Below are 19820 nucleotides of genomic sequence, written 5' to 3' on the forward strand. Positions count from 1 at the left end.
GCTGCTCGCGCCGAGATTTTGGGAAGTCTGCCACCTTTGAATATTATAGGTGGGCCGTTTTGGGGGCAAACCCAAAACTATCTTTATAGAGCGTATCCGTTGCCCAACGGCGACGTGAACATCGGCACGTACTTTTACAAGTAAAGAGATTTTAAATTGGACAAAAATTTTAGACCTCTTACCTCACTGGAGAAAAGTATTGTGATGAAGCTAATTTCAGTGCTAGAAAAGAATGAAAATTTAATAAGGCAAATTGAATCTGCCTACGTGAGGCGCATTGATGAATATGGCTCCCTTGAATTTTATATTTCCGAAGCAGTTCCGTATGCTGATGTTAGCGGTCCATTAGTGACTGGACAGCAAGAAGACATCGACGCTACTGCGATCTCGAACCCATATATTAATTTCATTCTCCTTCTAAAGGCGGGCCTCATAGCGGAACTTGATATTTACAAGGATGATGGGACAAAAGCTACGGCAACATACGATCCAGAAAAATTCCTTCTTAGTTGGGGGCAGGCTCGGTGAGCGGCACCGGTAGTATCGCGCCGATGATGTCGCAGGACGCCAACGGGGACCAGAGTGCGACGACACGTAGCGTGATCAGCGCGGGCGCGATCAACGTCACGAATCACGGCGCGCAGACGCAGGACGTGGCGAATCTGAGTCGCGACACGACCAACACCAACGGCACGGTTGCGAATACGCCCGACGTGAACACCCTGCTCAACCAGCAGGCCGACACGATGCAGGCGGCGCAGGCAGCGGGTCAGGTCGTCGCGCAGGGTATCGGCGCGTATGCGGACTACAAGCGCGATACGGCGACGGATGCGACGACGGCGGCGGCGTGGGATGAAGGTGGCAACAGCCGCGCGCTGGCTCAGGCCGCGGGCGGTGCGCTGATTGGTGGCCTGGGTGGCGGGAGCGCATTCAGCACGATTGGCGGTGCTGCGGGTGCAGGCTTTGCGTCGAAGGCTGCGCCGGGGCTGGCGGATATCGCGAACGGTGTAAGCTCGGCGACGGGCTCGGAACTGATCGGCGACCTCGCGGGCAATATTGCTGCGGGTCTGGGTGGGGCCATCATTGGAGGAACGGCAGGCGCGGCGACGGGTTCGGCTGTGCAACTCTACAACCAGAGCCTGGACAACAAAAAGAGCCTGTTGTCGAAGGTCTGTAACGCTTCGGGGCCGTGCGATCCATCCCTCGCGATGGCAGCCGTTAATGCCGAGGGAGCGAATGCGCAGGTCGCATCGGACAACATGAAAACTGAAGCCTTGTATGGAGTTCCTGCGGTTGCCGTAGCTGCGCTTGGCCCGGAAGCTGTGGTGGCCGCTAGTTGGGGTTTTGTGACCGATTTCGGCGGGGCCACCTACAACTACTTGAGCGGACAATCAAAGGATGCGCCTAGCTTTACAAACTCATATATCGCAGGAATCGTCGCGGGATTAGCTACACCGCTTGCGGTAGGTGATGCCGCAATTGCACAAATGGGTACGGTCGGGAAAATTGCCGCAAATGGCTATAACGCTGTCGTGAGTGGTGTCGGTTCGTTCGGCACTGCGGGAATGACGGGCAGTAACCCAGATGGTGCGGCAGCCGGTGCAACACTTGCATCAGCTCTAGGTTCTGGCGCAAAAGCTGCCCTTCCAGGGGCAATGGGAAACTACCTGAATCAGATGATACAAGGTGCAGCTGGACCAGTTCAGACAGCAATTCAGAACAGGATATCTAAGCAATGAACAGCGAGCAGCGAACAAAAATAATACGTCGTTACGCAATTGCGTACTTTTCCTTACTCGGAATCTTTGGTGCCTTCGCCATTGTGTCTATAGCACAAGGTGCAGGGTGGCGTCCCGCGATGGCAGGAATGCCGCTGTATGTAATTCTGTTTGGCGGAATTACGTTTCAGTTGGTTAGAGAGTTGCTGGCGTTAAGAAGCCGTGACAACTACAAGGCAAAGGACGATGGTGATAAGGAAGACGAAAGATAGCGGGGTGTGGTTCCATGAAAGCATTCGATCTAGCCTGTGGGCCGTGGACACTCATTGAGGACGGCATCGAGCGTTACATCGTTCTCAATGGGTGCAAGCCCCTAGCGCTGGTCCTGCACCCGTCCCAGGCAGTTGACCTTTGCCTGAAGGACATGGGCAAACCCGACTTACTCGATGGTGTATCCATCATCGTCAGTCGCCTGATCGGCCCCGGCTCGGTGAGCGGCACCGGTAGTATCGCGCCGATGATGTCGCAGGACGCCAATGGGGACCAGAGCGCGACAACGCGCAGCGCAATCAGTGCGGGCACGATCAACGTCACGAATCCCGGTGCGCAGACGCAGGACGTGGCGAACCTGAGCCGCGACACGACGAACACCAACGGCACGGTTGCGAATACGCCCGATGTGAACACCCTGCTCAACCAGCAGGCGGATACGACGCAGGCGGCACAGGCAGCGGGTCAGGTCGTCGCGCAGGGTATCGGACAGTATGCGGACAGCAAGCGTGATGCGGCGGTCACCCAGGCCAAGGTGGATGCGACCAATGGCGACACGGTTGCCGTGGCGGCGGATGCAGCCCAGGCCAATCAGTGGATGGAAGGTGGTGATTCGCGCGCGGAACTGCAGGCGGTAGGCAGTGCACTCATTGGCGGCCTCGGAGGCGGTAGCATGTTCTCAGCGGCAGGCGGTGCGCTGGGTGCGGGGCTAGTGTCGAAGCTGGCCGACCAGACGAAGGCGGCTGGCAATTCGGTCACTGATGCAACAAGTTCATCGTTGCTTGGTAACCTCGCCGGGAATGTCCTGTCAGGATTGGGCGGTGCGCTGATTGGGGGCACGGCGGGAGCCGCAACGGCCTCGAACGTCGATCTCTACAACCAGCACAACGACAAGGGTAATGAGCAGGCGAAAAGCGATCTGGCGGCCGCTCAGAACCAGGCTAGCTTTGTTCAGTATGCGAAAGAATTTGGCCAAGCCACGCTTAACCTTGTGCCAGGCAAACAATTGGCCGACCAGGCGCAGACAGCATTTGCGAACGGTAATTACGGCGCTGCGGCGGCGCTGGCAGTTGGCTCTCTCGTTGACGCGGGCGTCGGTATACTCACAGCAGGGGAAAGTAGCCTTGCCGAACAAGCTGCACAAAGCTCACTTCAAGCTGCACGCCTCAGCATGCAACTTTCCGCTGAGGAGGCAGCAGGAGCTACGGCGCCCACGGCGATTACTAGCTATTCCAATCATGCTCTTGAGCAAATCGCAGGTCGGAATGGAGGCATTGGCGTTAATCAGGCTGCCGTCAATGATGCATTTTCCAATCCTACTAACATTCAATATGTGCCTAGCGCGTATGGACCGACGTTCAAATACATAGGCCAAAATGCAACGGTCGTTGTGAACGAACAAGGGAACGTTGTCACTACGTGGGGCACAAGTGCCGCTGGAGTTAAAAAATGAAAATCACTCTTACGACTCGCCAAAAGAATATTCTTGGTGTGCTACGTACCAAGGACTCGGGGAAAAATTCCGATATTTTTGAAAACCTTGAGAACGGTTATATAGACCCGAAGGACATTGAATGGGTTTGCGGGATCATCAATGACGAGTTCATGATGAAAGGTATTCAACTGAATTTCGAACCCAATGATTACGGCCGGGAGTTGGAGAATTTGCTTGACGTGATTAATCGGCCACGCTTGGGTTAGTTCTCGCTTTCGGACAAGTACAGCATCATTTTCTAGGAATGTGATGCAGCGGTTACTGTCTGCTGCTGCACCTCACACCGTCCAAACAAACTATGATATCCAAAATGAGAAATTACTTCGGATTTTTATGATGAATGTGGAACTTAACGGCAAACAAAAGGACGTTTGCTCCCGATTCGGTGCGTCTTACGCCGGATGCAACTTGAATCTCAAAATTGGTATATCGAGAAGCGTTAAAATTTGCAGACTTTATTTGGCACGCAAAATCAGGTTACCTTCGAGAGGGTGGAATCAATAAATGAGCGAATCAAAATCAAGTACTTTTATTCCTGATGACAGGTTTTTTGCGGCGCAGGTTGCATTTTACATATTCGCGACATTTCAGATAATTGCAGCGATCATTCTGGTCGCGAATTTTTCCTCTATTCCGCTTGCCTCCCAGGCTACGACGCTGCAACGCCTTTTCGTAACGCTTAATGGTGTAGTGACGGACTTGGCTTTTTCTGTCGCCTACTTCCTGTTAGGCGTGAACTTGTCAACTTACACAAAATTCGTTTGGCGCATGGCAATGGCGATGTTTCTGACGAACCTTTCCATGAATGTTCTGACATTGATTATTCGACCTAGCTTCTTTCCGAGCCTCTCAATCTGTATCGGCATAGCTGGATTGGTTTCTCTATGGAGAGGACGTGACGTCTTAAAAGGACAATCTTAAAGATGGTGTTTGAACGGCGCTCACCTCTATATATCATAAGCAATCCAAATTTATCAAAAATCACACCCTGTAATTATTCTGCACTATTTTTCATCAACATGAAAACCTCAAAGAGGCTGATGGCGGCGCTGCCGCTCACAGCCCTGGTTACACTCGCCTCCCACGCGCAAGAGACCCCGCCCGATGTTGCCGCTGCCGCCCGCGCAAACGCGCTGCAAAACCAGCAGCTCCAGCAGCAACGCGACGCGCAGCAGCGCGCGGCCACCGTCGCCGCGCCCGCTGTCCTCTCGGCAGCGCCGGCAGCAGGCGCATGGCCGGTCCTGCCCGCCGAAACTCCGTGCTTTCGCATCGACACATTCGCGGTCGAGGTGCCCGATACACTGCCCGAGGCACAGCGCGCCAGGGGCGCTTCGGCATTGCCGATGGACCGGTTCGCATTCCTGCACGACTGGTTGCAGCACTACCGGGGTCAATGCATCGGCAGGCAGGGCCTCGACGTACTCACTAAAGGTCTGCAGCGCGAAATCCTGAGCCGGGGCTACGTCACCACGCGCGTCCTGCTCGCACCGCAGGACCTGTCTAAAGGCACACTGAAATTCTCCCTCATCCCCGGCGTCATCCGTCATCTGGGGTTCGTGGACCCGTCCACGCGCGGCACCTGGAAGAGCGCGTTTCCCGCGCGCGACGGCGACGTGCTCCAGTTGCGCGATCTTGAACAGGGCCTGGAGCAGATGAAGCGCCCGGCAAGCCAGGACGCCACCATGCCGATCGTGCCCGGCACTGTGCCTGGCGAAAGCGACGTCGACATCACCGTGAAGCGCTCGAAGCCCTGGACCTTCGTCGCCTCGGTCGACAACTCGGGCCAGCGCGCCACCGGCAGACTGCAGGGCAACGTATCGCTCGGCATCGACAATCCGCTCGGCCTGAACGACATCTTTACGGTCGGTGCGAACCAGGACCTCGAATTTGCCGATCATGGCCTGGGTTCGCACGGCTTCAACGGTTCGTATTCGATCCCCTGGGGCTACTGGACGGCCACGCTCTACGGCAACACGAACACGTACTACCAGCAGATCGCGACCGCGAACCAGGCCTTCGTATCGAGCGGCAATGCGCAGACAGCAGCCCTGAAAATCCAGCGGGTCATCAGCCGCAGCCAGAACGACGTACTCGGCCTCGAATTCCAGTTGATCAAGCGCTGGGGCGCGAGCTTCATCGCGGACACGACGATTCCGCAACAGGACCGCAACAACACGTTCATCGAAGGCGGTGTGACCGACCGGCATTATTTCGGCGCCGCTCAATTCGATGGCACGCTCGCGTACCGCCAGGGTATCGGGGGGCTCGGGGCAACGCCCGACCCGGACGCCGGCGACGGCACGCCGCAGATGGCCACATACCGCTTCCACATGGCGACGCTCGACGCGAATCTCTCGGTGCCGTTCGCGGTCGGTAGCCAACCGCTGCGCTACGTGGCTACCGTGCACGGCCAGTACACCGGCGACACGCTGTTCTACATCGACGACCTGAGCATCGGCGGGCGCTATACGGTGCGCGGCTTCGACGGCGAACAGATGCTCGCCGCCGGGCGCGGCTTCTACTGGCGCAACGAACTGCAATGGCCTGTCGGACAAACGGGACAATCGCTCTACGCGGGCATCGACTACGGCCATGTTTTCGGCCCCGGTACCGAAGTGCTGGTCGGAACACAACTGGCGGGGGCCGTCATCGGCATCCGGGGCGGTCTGCCCATCCGTATCGGCACGCTCTCCTGGGACCTCTTCGCGGGCACGCCGATCTACAAGCCGGACGGGTTCGATACCGCCCGCGTGACACTGGGGTTCCAGGTCATGGGGCAGTTTTGACGATGAACAGGGGAAAACGCCATATGCTTTCGCGCGCCATACTACCGCCGCTTCCCGCGCAGAAGGTCTGACATGCCCGCTTCATGGCGAGTCCGATCGCGATACGCGATTTAAGGGCGCCCAGTCCAGCCATGGCGCCCGCGCGAGACTAATCCGCGGGCAAAGTGACCGGAACGCGCATCCGGTAGAACGAGACCGCCTGGATCACGAGCGTGCAAAGAATCGCGCTGCCGTACGCAACCGGCAGGTTCACGCGCGGCAACGCCAGGCTCAGGACATAGAAGAACGCAGCAAAGCCCAGCAGCCCCGCCACCATGCCGCGCATCAATTGCTGCGCAGCGGCTTGACCGATCATGCGATGGGCGAAGACCGCCAGAATGATGGCCATGAACGGGAACGACGCCAGCACGCCGCTCGCTTCAGGACCGACATAAGACGCAATCATCGTGACGCTGACCACGAGCGTGGCGATGAGCACCATGCGCGAGGGCAAATCCCACCACGGCGGATCGAGCCGGCCGCTTTTGCCGGCCTTGTGGGGAATGAGACTGAGCGCGAGGGCGGCGGCAAGAATGGCAACCGCGAACAGGCCCGTTTCCGGTAGCGCACTGCGTTGCAGGAGGATGGCCACGACGGCAAACGTCGCGCAGGCGCCGGCAAGGGCCACGGACCATCCCCGGATCGCCAGCCGGCAATAGGCAAGGCAAAAGGCCGCTTGTGCAGCCGTGGCGACGAGCGACCCCGCCGTGGCCTGCGCGGCAAACGCAGGCCCATGCTCCAGCGCCAGAAACACGGAGATCGGCCCCGAAGTGAGCGGCAGGCCCACCAGCAATCCGCCCACCGCTTCGCCCCAGCGGCGAACGGCAAGACTTGCGGCCAGCAGCAACAGCGGGGTAACGACGAGCTTGAAAACCAGAAGATCCATGATGAGCGAACGACGCGGAGAGCACTCGCCTTGCCGTATGTAGTAAGGGTTTCGTACCCCCAGATATTGCGGGCAGTCACCGTGTCTGACAAACCATTTCTCGTCATAACCGGCTTGCCGATGAAATTGCGCTTATGACAATCATCATTACGATGAATGCCAGCATATTAAAAAAATAAACTTCATCAATACCCGCGCCATCGCTATGCTGGCTCAATCCTTTTTCCGGCGGACTTTGCGATGGCGGAACTCTATCTGGTGCGGCACGGGCAAGCGTCGCTCGGCGCCGACAACTACGACCAGCTTTCGACCCCAGGCGAGCAGCAATGCGTCTGGCTCGGCGAGCACTTTGCCCGCAACGGCATTCGCTTCGACCGGATCGTCAGCGGCACGCTGCGGCGCCACGCGCAGACGCTCGATGCGATCCGGCATGCGCTGCCCGGCCTGCCCGCGGCATGCGACATTCATCCGGGGCTGGACGAATACGATTTCCACGCGCTCTTTCGCGCCCTCGGCGACGAACATCGCAGCCTCGCCGAGGCCGTCAACGGTAATCCGCGCGGTTTCTTCAAGGCCCTGCGCCAGGTCCTCCATTTATGGGCCGAAGGTGCGCTCGATGCACGCGTGCCCGAAACGTGGCAAGCCTTCCAGCAGCGCGTGGCCGACGCGCGCGCGGCGATCCAGCAGAGCGACGCCCAGCGCGTACTGGCGATCACGTCGGGCGGCGTAATCGGCGCGCTGACGCAGCAGATCCTGCACGCGCCGGCCGCGACGGCCATCGCGCTGAACATGCAGATCCGCAATAGCAGCGTCACCCATTGCTTCTTCAACCGCGAAACGTTTCAGTTGTCGAGCTTCAATGTCGTTTCGCACCTCGATGACCCGCAACGCCGCGAGTTCCAGACCTACGGTTGATCCCCCGTCGTTCACCCGACATGCAGCGAAATCCCGCAGTGAAGTCCATGACCAGCGAACACTCCAGCCTCCCGCTCGACGTCGAGCGGCTCACGCCGTATCTGCAACAGCACCTTCCCGGCTTTCGCGGTCCGGTCCGCGCAACGAAGTTCGCGGGCGGCCAGTCCAACCCGACCTTTCTGCTCGACACTCCCGGCGGCCGTTATGTGCTGCGCCGCCAGCCGCCCGGTGAGTTGCTCAAGTCGGCGCACGCCGTCGATCGTGAATTCCGCGTGCTCAAAGCGCTCGCACCCACGCCGGTGCCGGTCGCCCAGGCCGTGCATCTGTGCGAGGACCGCGCAGTGATCGGCAGCATGTTCTATCTGATGAGCTACGAAGAAGGACGCATCTTCTGGAGCCCGGCGCTTCCCGAGGTAGACCGCGAAGCGCGGCGCGACTATTACGCGTCGATCGTCGCGACGCTCGCTGCGCTGCATAACGTCGATATCGACGCTGTGGATCTCGCCGATTACGGGCGTCCCGGCAACTATTTCCAGCGTCAGATCGAGCTCTGGACGCGGCAATACCGGGCCGCCGAGACGGAGCGCCTGGCGTCGATGGAAGCGCTGATCGACTGGCTGCCGGCGCATTGCCCTCCCGACGGCCAGCGCCCTGCCCTCGTGCACGGCGACTTCCGCATCGATAACCTCGTCTTCGCCAGCGACGCGCCGCGCGTACGCGCGGTGCTCGATTGGGAACTCTCGACGCTGGGCAATCCGCTCGCGGACCTCGCCTACTTCTGCATGTGCCTGCGTTTGCCTTCGAAGGGGCACATCATGGGACTGCGCGGTCAGGACCGCGCCGCACTCGGTATTCCCGAGGAAGACGAGATCGTTGCGCAGTACTGCGAACTATGCTGCCTGCCCGGCATCGCCAACTGGAACTTCTATCTGGCGTTCAGTTTCTTCCGGCTTGCCTCGATTGCCCAGGGCGTAAAGGCGCGCGCCATGCAGGGCAACGCTTCGAGCACCGATGCTCACGAGGTGGGCGGGATGGTCGAGCCGCTCGCCAGGCTCGCCGCGGACCTGCTCGCCTGACACACCAAGCCATTCAACCCGAACTAGGGAAACGACATTGAGCACGAACCTCTTTGACCTCACGGGCAAAATCGCCCTCGTGACCGGCGCCAGTCGCGGTATCGGCGAAGCCATCGCAACGCTGCTGGCCGAACAAGGCGCTCATGTGATCGTCTCGAGCCGCAAGCTCGACGACTGCGAAGCGGTTGCCGCAAGCCTGCGCGCAAACGGCAAGAGCGCCGAAGCCTTCGCATGCCACGTCGGCCGCATGGAAGACATCGCGGCCATCTTCGCCCATATCCGCGAAAAGCATGGCCGCCTCGACATTCTCGTCAACAACGCGGCGGCCAACCCCTACTTCGGCCATATCCTCGACACGGACCTCTCCGCCTACAACAAGACCGTCGAAGTGAACGTGCGCGGCTACTTCTTCATGTCGGTGGAAGCCGGCAGGATGATGAAGGCGCAGGGCGGCGGCGCCATCGTCAATACGGCCTCGGTCAACGCGCTGCAGCCCGGCGACATGCAGGGCATCTACTCGATCACAAAAGCCGCGGTCGTCAACATGACCAGGGCATTCGCGAAGGAGTGCGGACCGTTCGGCATCCGGGTCAATGCGCTGTTGCCTGGCCTCACGAAAACGAAGTTCGCTGGTGCGCTGTTCGAGAACAAGGAGATCTACGAACGCTGGATCAGCGAGATCCCGCTGCGCCGCCATGGCGAACCGCGCGAGATGGCCGGCACCGTGCTCTATCTCGTCTCCGATGCGTCGAGCTACACGAACGGCGAATGCATCGTCGTCGACGGTGGCCTGACGATCTAGTACTCCGCAAGGAAGGAACCCGACATGAATTTCGCTTATAGCCCCAAGGTTGAAGACCTGCTACGCCGCGTGCGCGGCTTCATGGACGAACATATCGTGCCGCGCCACCGGCAATGGCTCGAAGAGGTACACGCGGGGCACTATCCCGTATCGTTCATGGAAGACCTCAAGGCCATCGCCAAAGCCGAAGGCCTGTGGAACCTCTTCCTGCCGCACCTGAAGGACGACGAGTCGGGCACGCGCCTCACGAACCTCGAATATGCCCCGCTCGCCGAAGTCATGGGCCGGATCTCCTGGGCACCCGAGGTGTTCAACTGCAACGCGCCCGATACCGGCAACATGGAACTGCTGCACATGTTCGCAACGCCCGCGCAACGCGATCAGTGGCTCGTACCGCTGCTGGAAGGCAAGATCCGCTCGGCCTTCGCGATGACCGAGCCGGACGTCCCCTCTTCCGACGCCACGAACATCACGACGTCGATCCGGCGCGACAACGACGACTATGTGATCAATGGCCGCAAGTGGTTCATCACGAATGCGGCGCATCCGAACTGCAAGCTCTTCATCGTCATGGGGAAGACCGACCCCGATGCCGAAAGCCACCATCAGCAGAGCATGATTCTCGTGCCGGCGAACACCCCGGGCGTGACGATCGTGCGCAATATTCCGGTCATGAATCACGTTTCCCCGGAAGGCCATTGTGAGGTGACGTTCAGGAACGTCCGCGTGCCCGCATCGAATCTGCTCGGCGAAGAAGGCAGCGGCTTCGCGCTCGCGCAGGCACGGCTCGGGCCGGGACGCATTCACCACTGCATGCGCTCGATCGGTGCGGCGGAACTGGCGCTCGAACTGATGATCGAGCGTGCCCAGGAGCGCAAGGCGTTCGGCAAGTATCTGCATCAGCACGGCACGGTGGGCGAATGGATTGCGAAGTCGCGCATCGAAATCGAGCAGGCCCGGCTGCTCGTGCTGAAAACGGCATGGCTCCTGGACGAAGTGGGCGCGAAAGCGGCGCGCAAAGAAATTTCGATGATCAAGGCATTGATTCCGCAGGTCCACACCACGGTCTGCGACCGCGCGATGCAGGTGTTCGGCGCCATGGGCCTGAGCCCCGACACGCCGCTCGCCGATCATTGGACCTGGGGCCGCGCCCTGCGCTTCGCCGACGGCCCGGACGAAGTCCACCTCCAGGCCATCGCCCGCATGGAGATCGGCGGGGGCAAGGAGCGGCTCGGCTCGACGGCGGCCTACCTCAACATCCCGCCGCGCGACTGAAGCACTGAGCGGCAACGATCCGGCCGGACGCATCGCCACGACACCTCTCGTTTATGATGGCGGGCAAACGGAGGCAGTGAGATGCGTTCACCGAAGCTGGATCTGAACCTGTTCGTCGTATTCGAGTCGATCTACGAAAAGCGCAATCTGACCCGCGCCGCAGAGGCGCTTTTCATCACCCAGCCCGCGGTCAGCAATGCGCTGGCCCGCATGCGCAAGGCGTTCAACGATCCGCTCTTCGTGAGCACGCCGTCCGGCATGGTGCCCACGCCGCTCACCGAAAACATCATCGGCCGCGTGCGCGAGGCGCTGCAATTGCTGGAGGCCAGCGCGACCGAAGGCGACGTCTTTGTGCCGGCCACTTCGGAGCGCACCTTTCGTCTGAGCATGCCGGATTTGACGGAAGCGATTTTGCTGCCCGCACTCGGCGAACTGCTTCAGCAACAGGCGCCGGGCATGAGCCTCGAATGCTATTTCACGCCGCGCAGCGAACTGTCCACTGCGCTCGCGACCGGCAAGATCGATTTTGCCATCGACGTGCCGCTGATCGACGACCCGCAGTTGCATACGCTGCCGCTAGGAAGCGACCGTTACGCCTGCCTGCTGCGCCACGACCACCCGTTCGCGGGCGACACGCTGAGCCTCGACGACTACCTGGCGCTCGGCCATATCCAGGTGTCGAGCCGCCGCCAGGGAAGCGGGTTCGTGGATGCGGAGCTGAAGAAACTCGGCAAGGCGCGACGCATCCAGATGCGCGTGCAGCACTACATGGTGGCACCGCTCGTGGCGCTGCGCACCGATCTCGCGCTGACCGCGCCGGTCCAGCTTCTGCAACGGCACGACGCGCGAATTCTGGAATTGCCATTCGGGCTCCCGCGGCTCGAATGGCATCTGTACTGGCATCGCAGCAGCGAACAGGATCAGGCCAGCATCTGGCTACGCCGCAAGGTGATCGACCTGTTGAGCGAGCGCGCCAGTGTGCCGGAACAGCCGGAGCGCAAACGCCGCAGGGCGCGCGCCCTCACGTAGCATCCCGTAGCGGCCCGGTCACAGCGCTCACTGCGCGGCGCGCATTTGCGCCGCCGGCTCCGCACTCACTGTGCGTTGCGAAACGAGTATGCCGATGGCCGCGAGGACGGCCGGCACGGCAAGCATCCCGAGCACGGCGCCGAATTGCCAGCCAAGTCCCAGCAGCGCGCCGCCGATGGCGGAGCCGAAAATGCTGCCGAAGCGGCCCATGCCCAGCATCCAGCTAACCCCCGTCGCACGCGCGACAGTCGGGTAGCGTCCTGGCGCGTAGGCGTTGAGGCCCGTTTGCGCGCCGCTCATGCAGAAGCCGGCCGCGAACACGAGCAGTGCGAGTGACGAGGACAACGCCCCCATCGCACCGAGCACCAGCACGCAGATTCCGCCGCCAACGTACGCGAGGCTGATGACGCGCGCGGGGCGCGCCTTGTCCATGACCCAGCCCACGAGCACCGCGCCGATCGTCCCGCCAATCTGGAACATGGCCGTCACGTTGGCCGCCACGGTCACGGAAAGGCCCGCGTCCTTGATCAGCGTGGGCAGCCAGCCGGTCAGCAGATAGATGACGAGCAGTCCCATGAAATACGTTACCCACAGGGCGATCGTCATCACCCCGTAGCCGTGCGAGAACAGCACGCCAATGGGCTTGCGGGTGGGCAGCGGCGGTTCGTTCGAAACGAAGGTCTCGTTGCCGTTGAAGCGCGCCCCCGTGACCCGGCCGAGAACCGCGCCAATGCGCACCGGCGAAGCGCCGCGCACGGCGAGAAGACGCGCCGACTCGGGCAGCAGCCAGATCTGCAGCGGCACGAGCGCAAGCGGCACGGCACCCCCGAAAATCAGCACGGCGCGCCAGCCGTGCGCCGGAATGAGCCAGCCGGCGGCAAACCCGATCAAGGCCGAGCCCAGATTGAAGCCCGTGAACATAATCGTGATGAGGAGTGCGCGCTTGCGTTGCGGCGAGTACTCCGAGAGCAGCGTCGTCGAATTGGGCATGGCCGCGCCCAGGCCGATGCCGCTCAGAATCCGCAGCAGGGCCATCGATGCCGGCGACTGCGTGAACGCAGTGAGGATCGTAAAGACACCGAACAAAAACACGGAAGCCACGAGCACCCATTTGCGGCCGATGCGGTCCGAAGCCGGACCCGCGGTCAGCGCGCCGATCACGAGGCCAATGGGCGCGGTGCTCATGACGAGCCCGAACGCCGGCCGCGAAATGGCCCACTCGTGAATGACGGAAGGCGCCACGAATCCCATGATGGCCACGTCCATCCCGTCCGCCGTCACGGCAAGAAAGCACAGCGCCACCAATAGCCACTGCCAGGCCGAAATGGGGCGTTCGTCGATGAACGCCTTGATATCAATCGTCTTGCTGGTCGACATCTGTTGTCTCCTCTCTCTTTGTAGTGAGATCCGCCACCGAAGCGGCATACGCTTTTCCAATCCCAACCGCTTCAGGCGCGCACAGGCGCCTCCATGCCGTGGCGCTGCCGGATCCCGTCGCCTTGCGGTGCGCCGACAAAGTCAAGGAAAGCCTGCACGGCCGCGCGCTGCGAAGTTGCGGCGGTGCACGCGGCGGCAAACACGGTCACGAGCTGGATGTCGTCCGGCAGCGCGCCGGCAATCTGCACACCCGGAACGTTGACGAGTTCGCTGAACTGCTGAAAACCCAGGTCCACCTCGCCGCGTGCGAGCAGCGAGGCCACCGGCACCCCCGGCGGCGCCTGCACGAGGCGATCGGCAACGGTCTTCGCCATGCCCCAGCGATCGAGCAGCGTCGCGAGATGCGCGCCGCTCGGTCCCGTCGAATAGCCGATGCGACGAGCCTCCCGCACTGCGCGGCGCACGGCGTCCTCGTCGTGCAGGGCGGGAAGTGGCACAACGGCCGGCGCGCCGGCCGGCACGGCGATCGCCACGCCCGAGCGCGCCACCTCGACCCGCGTGCCCAGGTCGACGTGCCTTTGCGTACCCAGACGCGCGAGCGCATCGTCGGCAAGCACCACGAAATCGAACGGCTCGCCTTCCGCTACGCGGCGCGCCGCTTCCACGCCGCCCACCGACTCGATGTACGGAGCCGTTGCCTCGTTTCCGGCGAATCGCGAGCGCCAGGCCTCGACGAAATCCGCCAGAACGAGACGCGTCGCCATCGACGAAATACCCATGAGCGAGGGCTGCCGTGCCATGATTGCCGCCCTCAGTCGATGTAGCGCAGGCCCAGCTTTTCGAGCGGCTCACGCATCTTGTACATGTCGAGGCCAAGCACGCCCGAGGCCAGCTTCGCGCGCTTCTCTTCCTCCAGCGCCTCGCGCGCGCTGGCCTTGTCCAGCGTATCCAGCGCCTTCGCGGCGGGCACGACCGCCACGCCGTCGCTATCGGCCACGATCACGTCGCCCGGGTGCACGAGCGCGCCCGCGCAGACCACCGGAATGTTCACCGAGCCGAGCGTCGCCTTGATCGTCCCTTTGGCCGAAATCGCCTTGCTCCACACCGGGAAGTCCATGTGCTGCAAGACGCTCACGTCGCGCACGCCGCCGTCGATGACGAGTGCCCGCGCGCCGCGCGCCTTGAAGCTCGTGGCGAGCAGATCACCGAAGTAGCCGTCGGTGCAATCCGCCGTGACGCCCGCCACCACCACGTCGCCGGGGCGGATCTGTTCGGCCGCCACGTGCAGCATCCAGTTGTCGCCGGGATGCAGCAGCACCGTGACCGCCGTGCCCCACGCGTGCGCGCCGGCGTAGATGGGCCGCATATACGGCTTCATGAGGCCCGTGCGGCCCATGGCTTCGTGCACGGTCGCGCTGCCGAGCGCGCCGAGCCCATCAGCGGCACGGCTGTCCGCGCGCGCGATGTTGCGATAAACGACTCCGAGTTCGTACATGGTCAGCGTCCTTGTGCCTTGAGCGCGGCATCAAGGCGCGGATACACGCGCCGCGCGTTGCCTTCGTAAATCTTGTAGCGCTGATCGGGATTCATTTCGGATGCCTCAATATAGCGCTTCGTATCGTCGAAATAGTGTCCCGTTTGCGGATCGATACCGCGCACGGCGCCTATCATTTCGCTCGCGAACAGGATGTTGTCGGCAGGAATCACTTTGGTCAGCAGATCGATGCCCGGCTGGTGATAGACGCAGGTATCGAAGAAGAGGTTGTTCAGCAGATGCGTTTCGAGCAGCGGCTTCTTCAGCTCCTGCGCAAGACCACGGAAACGACCCCAGTGGTACGGCACGGCGCCGCCGCCATGCGGGATCACGAACCTGAGCGTGGGAAAATCGCGGAACAGGTCCGACGTGAGGCATTGCATGAACGCCGTCGTGTCCGCGTTCAGGTAGTGCGCGCCCGTGGTGTGGAAACACGCGTTGCAGCTCGTGCTCACGTGCACCATCGCCGGGATGTCGTACTCCACCATCTTCTCGTAGAGCGGATACCAATAGCGGTCGGAGAGCGGCGGGCTCGTCCAGTGCCCACCCGACGGGTCGGGATTGAGGTTGAGCGCCACGTTGCCGTACTGCTCCACGCACTTCACGAGCTCGGGAATGCAGGTGGCGACGTCCACGCCGGGACTCTGCGGCAGCATCGCGGCCGGAATGAAATGCTGCGGAAACAACTGGCTCACGCGGTAGCACAGTTCGTTGCAGATCGCGGCCCAGGTGCTCGACACCTCGAAGTCGCCGATGTGATGCGCCATGAAGCTCGCGCGCGGGCTGAACACCGTGAGGTCGAGACCGCGCTCGCGCATGAGGCGCAACTGATTCTGCTCGATCGATTCGCGCAGCTCGTCGTCGCCGATCTTCAGTTCGGAAGCCCGGGGCATTTCGGCCGGATGGGTAATGCCCGCGACCTGGCGGTTCCGCCAGGCCTCCAGCGCCTTGGGCGCTGTCGTGTAGTGACCGTGGATATCGATAATCATGAACCATCCTTTGGCGTTCGCGCCGCCCTGGCGAGCGGTCGCGACAGATCGAACATGAAGATAGGGAGCCGGCCAGCGGTCCGGCTATACGGGGTTAACCAGAAATCAGGGCTGTCGCGGGGGCCGTCCGTGGCCTGGAACGGCACGCGCGATGCCTCCCGCGCAGGGCGCCGCGCCTTGCGGGACAAGGCTGGTCGCGGCTAGCGGCGAAAGCGTACGAACATGCCCGCGATCCACCCGCGCGCACGGTCTCCCATAAACAGAATCGATACCGCGTGAAAGAGTTCGCAATCGCCGCGTCGGCGGTATGGGCAAGCCTCGCTCAGGCAAAGCCGCGCAGCATCGCGATCTGCTCGCGCCAGCGCGCGAGCACCCTCTCCGGCTCGTGCAGGCGGAACGTCACGCCGCTTAGTACCTCTGCGTATTTCGCGCGATGCTCGTCGACTGCCTCGATCGCCACCCGGAACACGGTGAGATCGAGCGCCGTCTGATGCTCCGCCGCGACGCTCGCGCGGCCGCGTATCTCCAGCAGCGCGCCGTCGTGAGCGAGCGACAGCGTCAACCGCCCATCGCGCTGCAAATTCCGGGCCGTATTCGACTGCGGCCAGATCGCAACGAGCAGCTCGGCCGGCCCCACGGCCAGCATCTCGCCGACACTCAGTTGGGCCGCATGCGGCCAGCCATCGGGGCCGAGCGTCGAAAGACGAATCGCCTCGCCGAGGCTCGCTGCAAGATGGTCGCCGTCGAGCTTCTGCAACACCGGCTGCGGTAGTGCGGCCGTGCCAGGCGCCGCGTTGCGCACGGCCTCGCGTTCGTCCATCGGTTTCTCCTTGCCTCAAGCTGTCGACGTTCCATTAGACTCGACGCAGACACCTCGACGCAAGGCGAACCGAATCGCGCTCACCATTCGGCCACGACCTTGCCCAGTCGGCGTGCTGGCGGTAGTTGATGCCGTGGTCGGCCCCCAATGCGCGAGCGCGTTCGAGCTTGTCGTCGGACGAGGACGTGACGGTGACCTGCGCGCCCATCGCTTTCGCGATCTGCAACGCCATGATCGAAACGCCGCCCGTGCCGCGGGTCAACACGACATCGCCCGCCTTCAACTGAGCGTCGCCCACCAGCGCGCGCCAGGCGGTGAGTCCGGCAGTCGTGATCGTCGCCGCTTCCGCGTGGCTCCAGCCGCGCGGAGCGTGAGTAAAAGCACTGGCCGGCCGCACCGCGTACTGCGCGGCGTAGCCGTCGATACCATCGCCGGGTGTACCGGCGAAACTGCCCACGGCGTCGAACGCAGGCCCGGCCGGCCACTGCGGAAAAAAGCAGGACACCACACGATCGCCGGGCTGAAACTCCGTGACCCCGGCGCCCACGGCCTCAACCACGCCGGCGCCGTCGGCCATCGGCACGCGGCCGTCGGCGGCCGGGATGCTGCCGTTGGCGACCAGCAGGTCGTGGAAATTCAGCGAAGTGGCGTGCAGTGCGACGCGAATCTCACCTGCGCCGGGCTGCCCCGGGTCGGGCAGATCGCGAACTTCCAGGCGATCGAGACCGCCCGGCGCCTTGACGACGATGGCCTTCATGATTGATTCTCCTTCTCCTTGCGGGCCGCCGCGACGAGCCCGTCCAGCCAGTCCTGATGACCGTTGATCATCGGGTTCGGTTTGGTCTTGTGCAGTTCCTGCGCCGGCTTGCCCTTCTGGGTCTCCTGCGTGAGGATGCGCACGCGCCCGCCGTCGAGATCCTCCACGAGCCACGCGTGGTGCACGTCGAGACGCGCTTCGGCACCTTCCTCGCCCGCCCAGCCGTGCCAGGCCACGCGACCCGGCTGGCCGCCGGCCGGCGGAACGTATTCGTTGCACTGTGCCTCCACCGGGAATCCGAAGGTCTCGAAGTAAAAGCGTGCGCCATTTTCCAGCTCGAGGCCTTTACCATCGTAAAAGCGGACGTTCGCCGAATTCGCGTAGTAAGCAGGCCAGCTCGACGGCGCGCCCAGCAGCGGCCAGACGTCGGCCGCGCTCAGGCCCGCCACGATCACTTCGTTCGAAGCGTAGTTGTCGGTAAAGCCCGGCACATAGCCCTCGGGCCAGAGGATTGCGTTCATTTTCATTCGCCAGCTCCTTGATGGACACCGCTCATGATGGGCGTTATGCTGAAATAAATCTAATCGCGAATATCTATTTTTGTCATCATGAACAGTGATATCAGGACAATGGACCTGAATCTCCTCAAGGCGCTGGATGCCCTGCTCGACGAACGCAATGTCACACGCGCGGCGGCGCGGCTCTCGCTGACCCAGCCTGCCGTAAGCGGCATGCTTACGCGCCTGCGAGAGCGCTTCGGCGATCCGCTGTTCGTGCGCACCCAGCGCGGCATCGTGCCGACCGCTCGCGCGCTGGAACTGGCGGTCCCCGTCAAGCAGATCCTGAGCGAAATCGAGGGCTTGCTGCGGCCGGCCGCGTTCAATCCCGTCACTGCCAGCATGGTGCTGACCATCGCCGCCACCGACTACGCGCTGCGCGCCGTCGTCGCGCCTTTTCTTTCGGTGCTCCGACGCGAGGCGCCCGGCATTCGCGTTGCCGTGCTGCCCGTTCAGGACGCGCGACTGCACGCGCAACTGGAACGCGGCGAGATCGACCTGGCGCTGGTCACGCTGGAAAGTACCGCGGCGGATCTGCACGCGCGGCGCCTCTTCGAGGAACGCTACATCTGCATCATGCGTGCGGATCATCCCGGCGCCGCGAAAGGCCGGCTCACGCTGGACCGGTTCTGCGCGCTGGACCATGCTTTGGTGTCCTACACAGGTGGCAGCTTCGAAGGGGTAACCGACGAAGCGTTGGCCCGGCTCGGGCGCGCGCGGCGCGTTACCCTTTCGGTGACGAGCTTTCTTGTATTGCCCGAGATCCTGCGCCAGAGCGACCTGATCGCCGTGGTGCCTGGCCGGCTGACCTCGCATGCCGATGGCCTCGTGCAGTTCGAGCCGCCGCTCGACATACCGGGATTCACGAAATATGCGGTGTGGCATGAGCGTAGGCATCACGACGCGGGGCATCGCTGGGTGCGGGAACTGCTTTTCAGGACCTGTGTGGATTTGCCTGACGAGCGGGCATCGGGCGCTGCCAGGCGACGGCGTAAGGCAACAGGGACCAAGCCTGAAAGAAGGTGATGCGCTTTCCGGTTGCCCCTCTCCGACGCTACCCTTTGAAGAGGGTTAGCACGCGGGTATCTGTACTGGCGAAGTCGTCGACATTTCGCGTTACCACCGTCAGGTCATGAGTCACAGCAGCCGCGACGACGAGATGGCTGATGCGCCGCAGCAGAACCCCGCGCGCGGCTGCTTCACTTCGCGCGGCAACCATTCCGTGACCGTGTAATGACCATGACGGCGATTTTGCTCGGCATGAAGCGTTAGCGGGTAGCCGCTCCTCTCCGTCTGCCCTCTGCCCATCGGCGCCGCAGGCCTTCCTCAAAAAATTCTGACGCATCACCGGCGTTTCACCTGCGACTGCAAAGCGGTCAGAGGTTTCGCGGCTTCTCCGGGCGTGAATGCCGTCAAATTCACAAGACCAAAATCCGTATTTACCCTTTATGCGAAAAACAAGGGGAAACCGGGCACGACACTGGTTAACCCCGCC

The 19820-nt window shown here is 62.2% G+C and carries 20 protein-coding genes and 1 pseudogene; 13 read left to right on the top strand and 8 right to left on the bottom strand.

Features of this window, described 5'->3' with window-relative positions:
• The first annotated feature begins 156 nt into the window (after nucleotides 1–156).
• From WJ542_RS29770 to WJ542_RS29800, 7 genes are all read left to right on the top strand, one after another.
• Nucleotides 157–528 carry a DUF6984 family protein gene (locus WJ542_RS29770; RefSeq protein ID WP_411193127.1) on the top strand — a complete coding sequence of 124 codons (372 nt, stop codon included), beginning with the start codon at nucleotides 157–159 and terminating at the stop codon, nucleotides 526–528.
• Nucleotides 525–1739, top strand: coding sequence for a hypothetical protein (locus tag WJ542_RS29775; RefSeq protein ID WP_462848400.1), 1215 nt, complete (start codon nucleotides 525–527; stop codon nucleotides 1737–1739). Before WJ542_RS29770 ends, WJ542_RS29775 begins: the two co-directional genes overlap by 4 nt.
• Nucleotides 1736–1990, top strand: a complete 255-nt coding sequence (locus WJ542_RS29780; RefSeq protein WP_411193128.1) for a hypothetical protein — start codon at nucleotides 1736–1738, stop codon at nucleotides 1988–1990. Before WJ542_RS29775 ends, WJ542_RS29780 begins: the two co-directional genes overlap by 4 nt.
• Nucleotides 1991–2004: 14 nt before the next feature.
• Nucleotides 2005–3441 carry a hypothetical protein gene (locus WJ542_RS29785; protein WP_411193129.1) on the top strand — a complete coding sequence of 479 codons (1437 nt, stop codon included), beginning with the start codon at nucleotides 2005–2007 and terminating at the stop codon, nucleotides 3439–3441.
• Nucleotides 3438–3689, top strand: a complete 252-nt coding sequence (locus WJ542_RS29790) for a hypothetical protein (protein ID WP_411193130.1) — start codon at nucleotides 3438–3440, stop codon at nucleotides 3687–3689. Before WJ542_RS29785 ends, WJ542_RS29790 begins: the two co-directional genes overlap by 4 nt.
• 298 nt (nucleotides 3690–3987) lie before the next feature.
• Entirely contained in the window at nucleotides 3988–4404 is a 417-nt protein-coding gene (locus tag WJ542_RS29795; RefSeq protein ID WP_411193131.1) for a hypothetical protein, read from the top strand.
• 98 nt (nucleotides 4405–4502) lie between these two features.
• Nucleotides 4503–6269, top strand: a complete 1767-nt coding sequence (locus WJ542_RS29800; RefSeq protein WP_411193132.1) for a ShlB/FhaC/HecB family hemolysin secretion/activation protein — start codon at nucleotides 4503–4505, stop codon at nucleotides 6267–6269.
• A gap of 148 nt (nucleotides 6270–6417) precedes the next feature.
• On the opposite strand, the gene WJ542_RS29805 is transcribed toward WJ542_RS29800, so the two are convergent.
• Nucleotides 6418–7194, bottom strand: coding sequence for a hypothetical protein (locus WJ542_RS29805; RefSeq protein WP_411193133.1), 777 nt, complete (start codon nucleotides 7192–7194; stop codon nucleotides 6418–6420).
• Nucleotides 7195–7434: 240 nt separating this feature from the next.
• Here WJ542_RS29805 and WJ542_RS29810 point away from each other — a divergent pair, with 240 nt between their 5' ends.
• The 5 genes from WJ542_RS29810 (at nucleotide 7435) to WJ542_RS29830 (ending at nucleotide 12291) form a co-directional block, all read left to right on the top strand.
• Nucleotides 7435–8109 carry a histidine phosphatase family protein gene (locus tag WJ542_RS29810; RefSeq protein WP_411193134.1) on the top strand — a complete coding sequence of 225 codons (675 nt, stop codon included), beginning with the start codon at nucleotides 7435–7437 and terminating at the stop codon, nucleotides 8107–8109.
• Nucleotides 8110–8156: 47 nt separating this feature from the next.
• Nucleotides 8157–9185, top strand: coding sequence for a phosphotransferase (locus tag WJ542_RS29815; protein ID WP_411193135.1), 1029 nt, complete (start codon nucleotides 8157–8159; stop codon nucleotides 9183–9185).
• 37 nt (nucleotides 9186–9222) lie between these two features.
• Nucleotides 9223–9987: an SDR family oxidoreductase gene (locus WJ542_RS29820; protein WP_411193136.1), complete on the top strand. Its 765-nt coding sequence runs from the start codon at nucleotides 9223–9225 to the stop codon at nucleotides 9985–9987.
• Nucleotides 9988–10011: 24 nt separating this feature from the next.
• Nucleotides 10012–11262: an acyl-CoA dehydrogenase family protein gene (locus WJ542_RS29825; RefSeq protein WP_411193137.1), complete on the top strand. Its 1251-nt coding sequence runs from the start codon at nucleotides 10012–10014 to the stop codon at nucleotides 11260–11262.
• A gap of 81 nt (nucleotides 11263–11343) precedes the next feature.
• A complete protein-coding gene (locus WJ542_RS29830; protein ID WP_411193138.1) occupies nucleotides 11344–12291 on the top strand; it encodes a LysR family transcriptional regulator in 948 nt (315 codons plus the stop codon).
• A 27-nt stretch (nucleotides 12292–12318) separates the two neighbouring features.
• Here the strand turns inward: WJ542_RS29830 and WJ542_RS29835 are convergent, their stop codons facing one another.
• From WJ542_RS29835 to WJ542_RS29865, 7 genes and pseudogenes are all read right to left on the bottom strand, one after another.
• Nucleotides 12319–13668 carry an MFS transporter gene (locus WJ542_RS29835; RefSeq protein ID WP_411193139.1) on the bottom strand — a complete coding sequence of 450 codons (1350 nt, stop codon included), beginning with the start codon at nucleotides 13666–13668 and terminating at the stop codon, nucleotides 12319–12321.
• Between the two features lie 71 nt (nucleotides 13669–13739).
• Nucleotides 13740–14468 (bottom strand): substrate-binding domain-containing protein, encoded by a 729-nt coding sequence (locus WJ542_RS29840; RefSeq protein ID WP_411193140.1) that lies wholly within the window; start codon nucleotides 14466–14468, stop codon nucleotides 13740–13742.
• A gap of 11 nt (nucleotides 14469–14479) precedes the next feature.
• Complete coding sequence (ligK, locus tag WJ542_RS29845; protein ID WP_411193141.1) at nucleotides 14480–15163, bottom strand: 4-carboxy-4-hydroxy-2-oxoadipate aldolase/oxaloacetate decarboxylase; 684 nt, start codon at nucleotides 15161–15163, stop codon at nucleotides 14480–14482.
• A gap of 2 nt (nucleotides 15164–15165) precedes the next feature.
• On the bottom strand, nucleotides 15166–16191 hold the full coding sequence (locus tag WJ542_RS29850; RefSeq protein WP_411193142.1) for an amidohydrolase family protein: 1026 nt from the start codon (nucleotides 16189–16191) through the stop codon (nucleotides 15166–15168).
• A 322-nt stretch (nucleotides 16192–16513) separates the two neighbouring features.
• Nucleotides 16514–17011, bottom strand: coding sequence for a pyridoxamine 5'-phosphate oxidase family protein (locus tag WJ542_RS29855; protein WP_411193143.1), 498 nt, complete (start codon nucleotides 17009–17011; stop codon nucleotides 16514–16516).
• A gap of 100 nt (nucleotides 17012–17111) precedes the next feature.
• A pseudogene (locus WJ542_RS29860) lies at nucleotides 17112–17768 on the bottom strand (zinc-dependent alcohol dehydrogenase family protein); the annotation flags it as partial.
• Complete coding sequence (locus tag WJ542_RS29865; protein WP_411193144.1) at nucleotides 17765–18295, bottom strand: SRPBCC family protein; 531 nt, start codon at nucleotides 18293–18295, stop codon at nucleotides 17765–17767. The gene WJ542_RS29865 and the pseudogene WJ542_RS29860, both read right to left, overlap by 4 nt.
• An 81-nt stretch (nucleotides 18296–18376) precedes the next feature.
• Between WJ542_RS29865 and WJ542_RS29870 the strand changes: the two genes are divergently transcribed.
• Complete coding sequence (locus WJ542_RS29870) at nucleotides 18377–19351, top strand: LysR family transcriptional regulator (protein WP_411193145.1); 975 nt, start codon at nucleotides 18377–18379, stop codon at nucleotides 19349–19351.
• Nucleotides 19352–19820: the final 469 nt, after the last annotated feature.

The sequence above is a fragment of the Paraburkholderia yinzeri genome (assembly GCF_046581065.1).
Classification (GTDB): Bacteria; Pseudomonadota; Gammaproteobacteria; order Burkholderiales; family Burkholderiaceae; genus Paraburkholderia.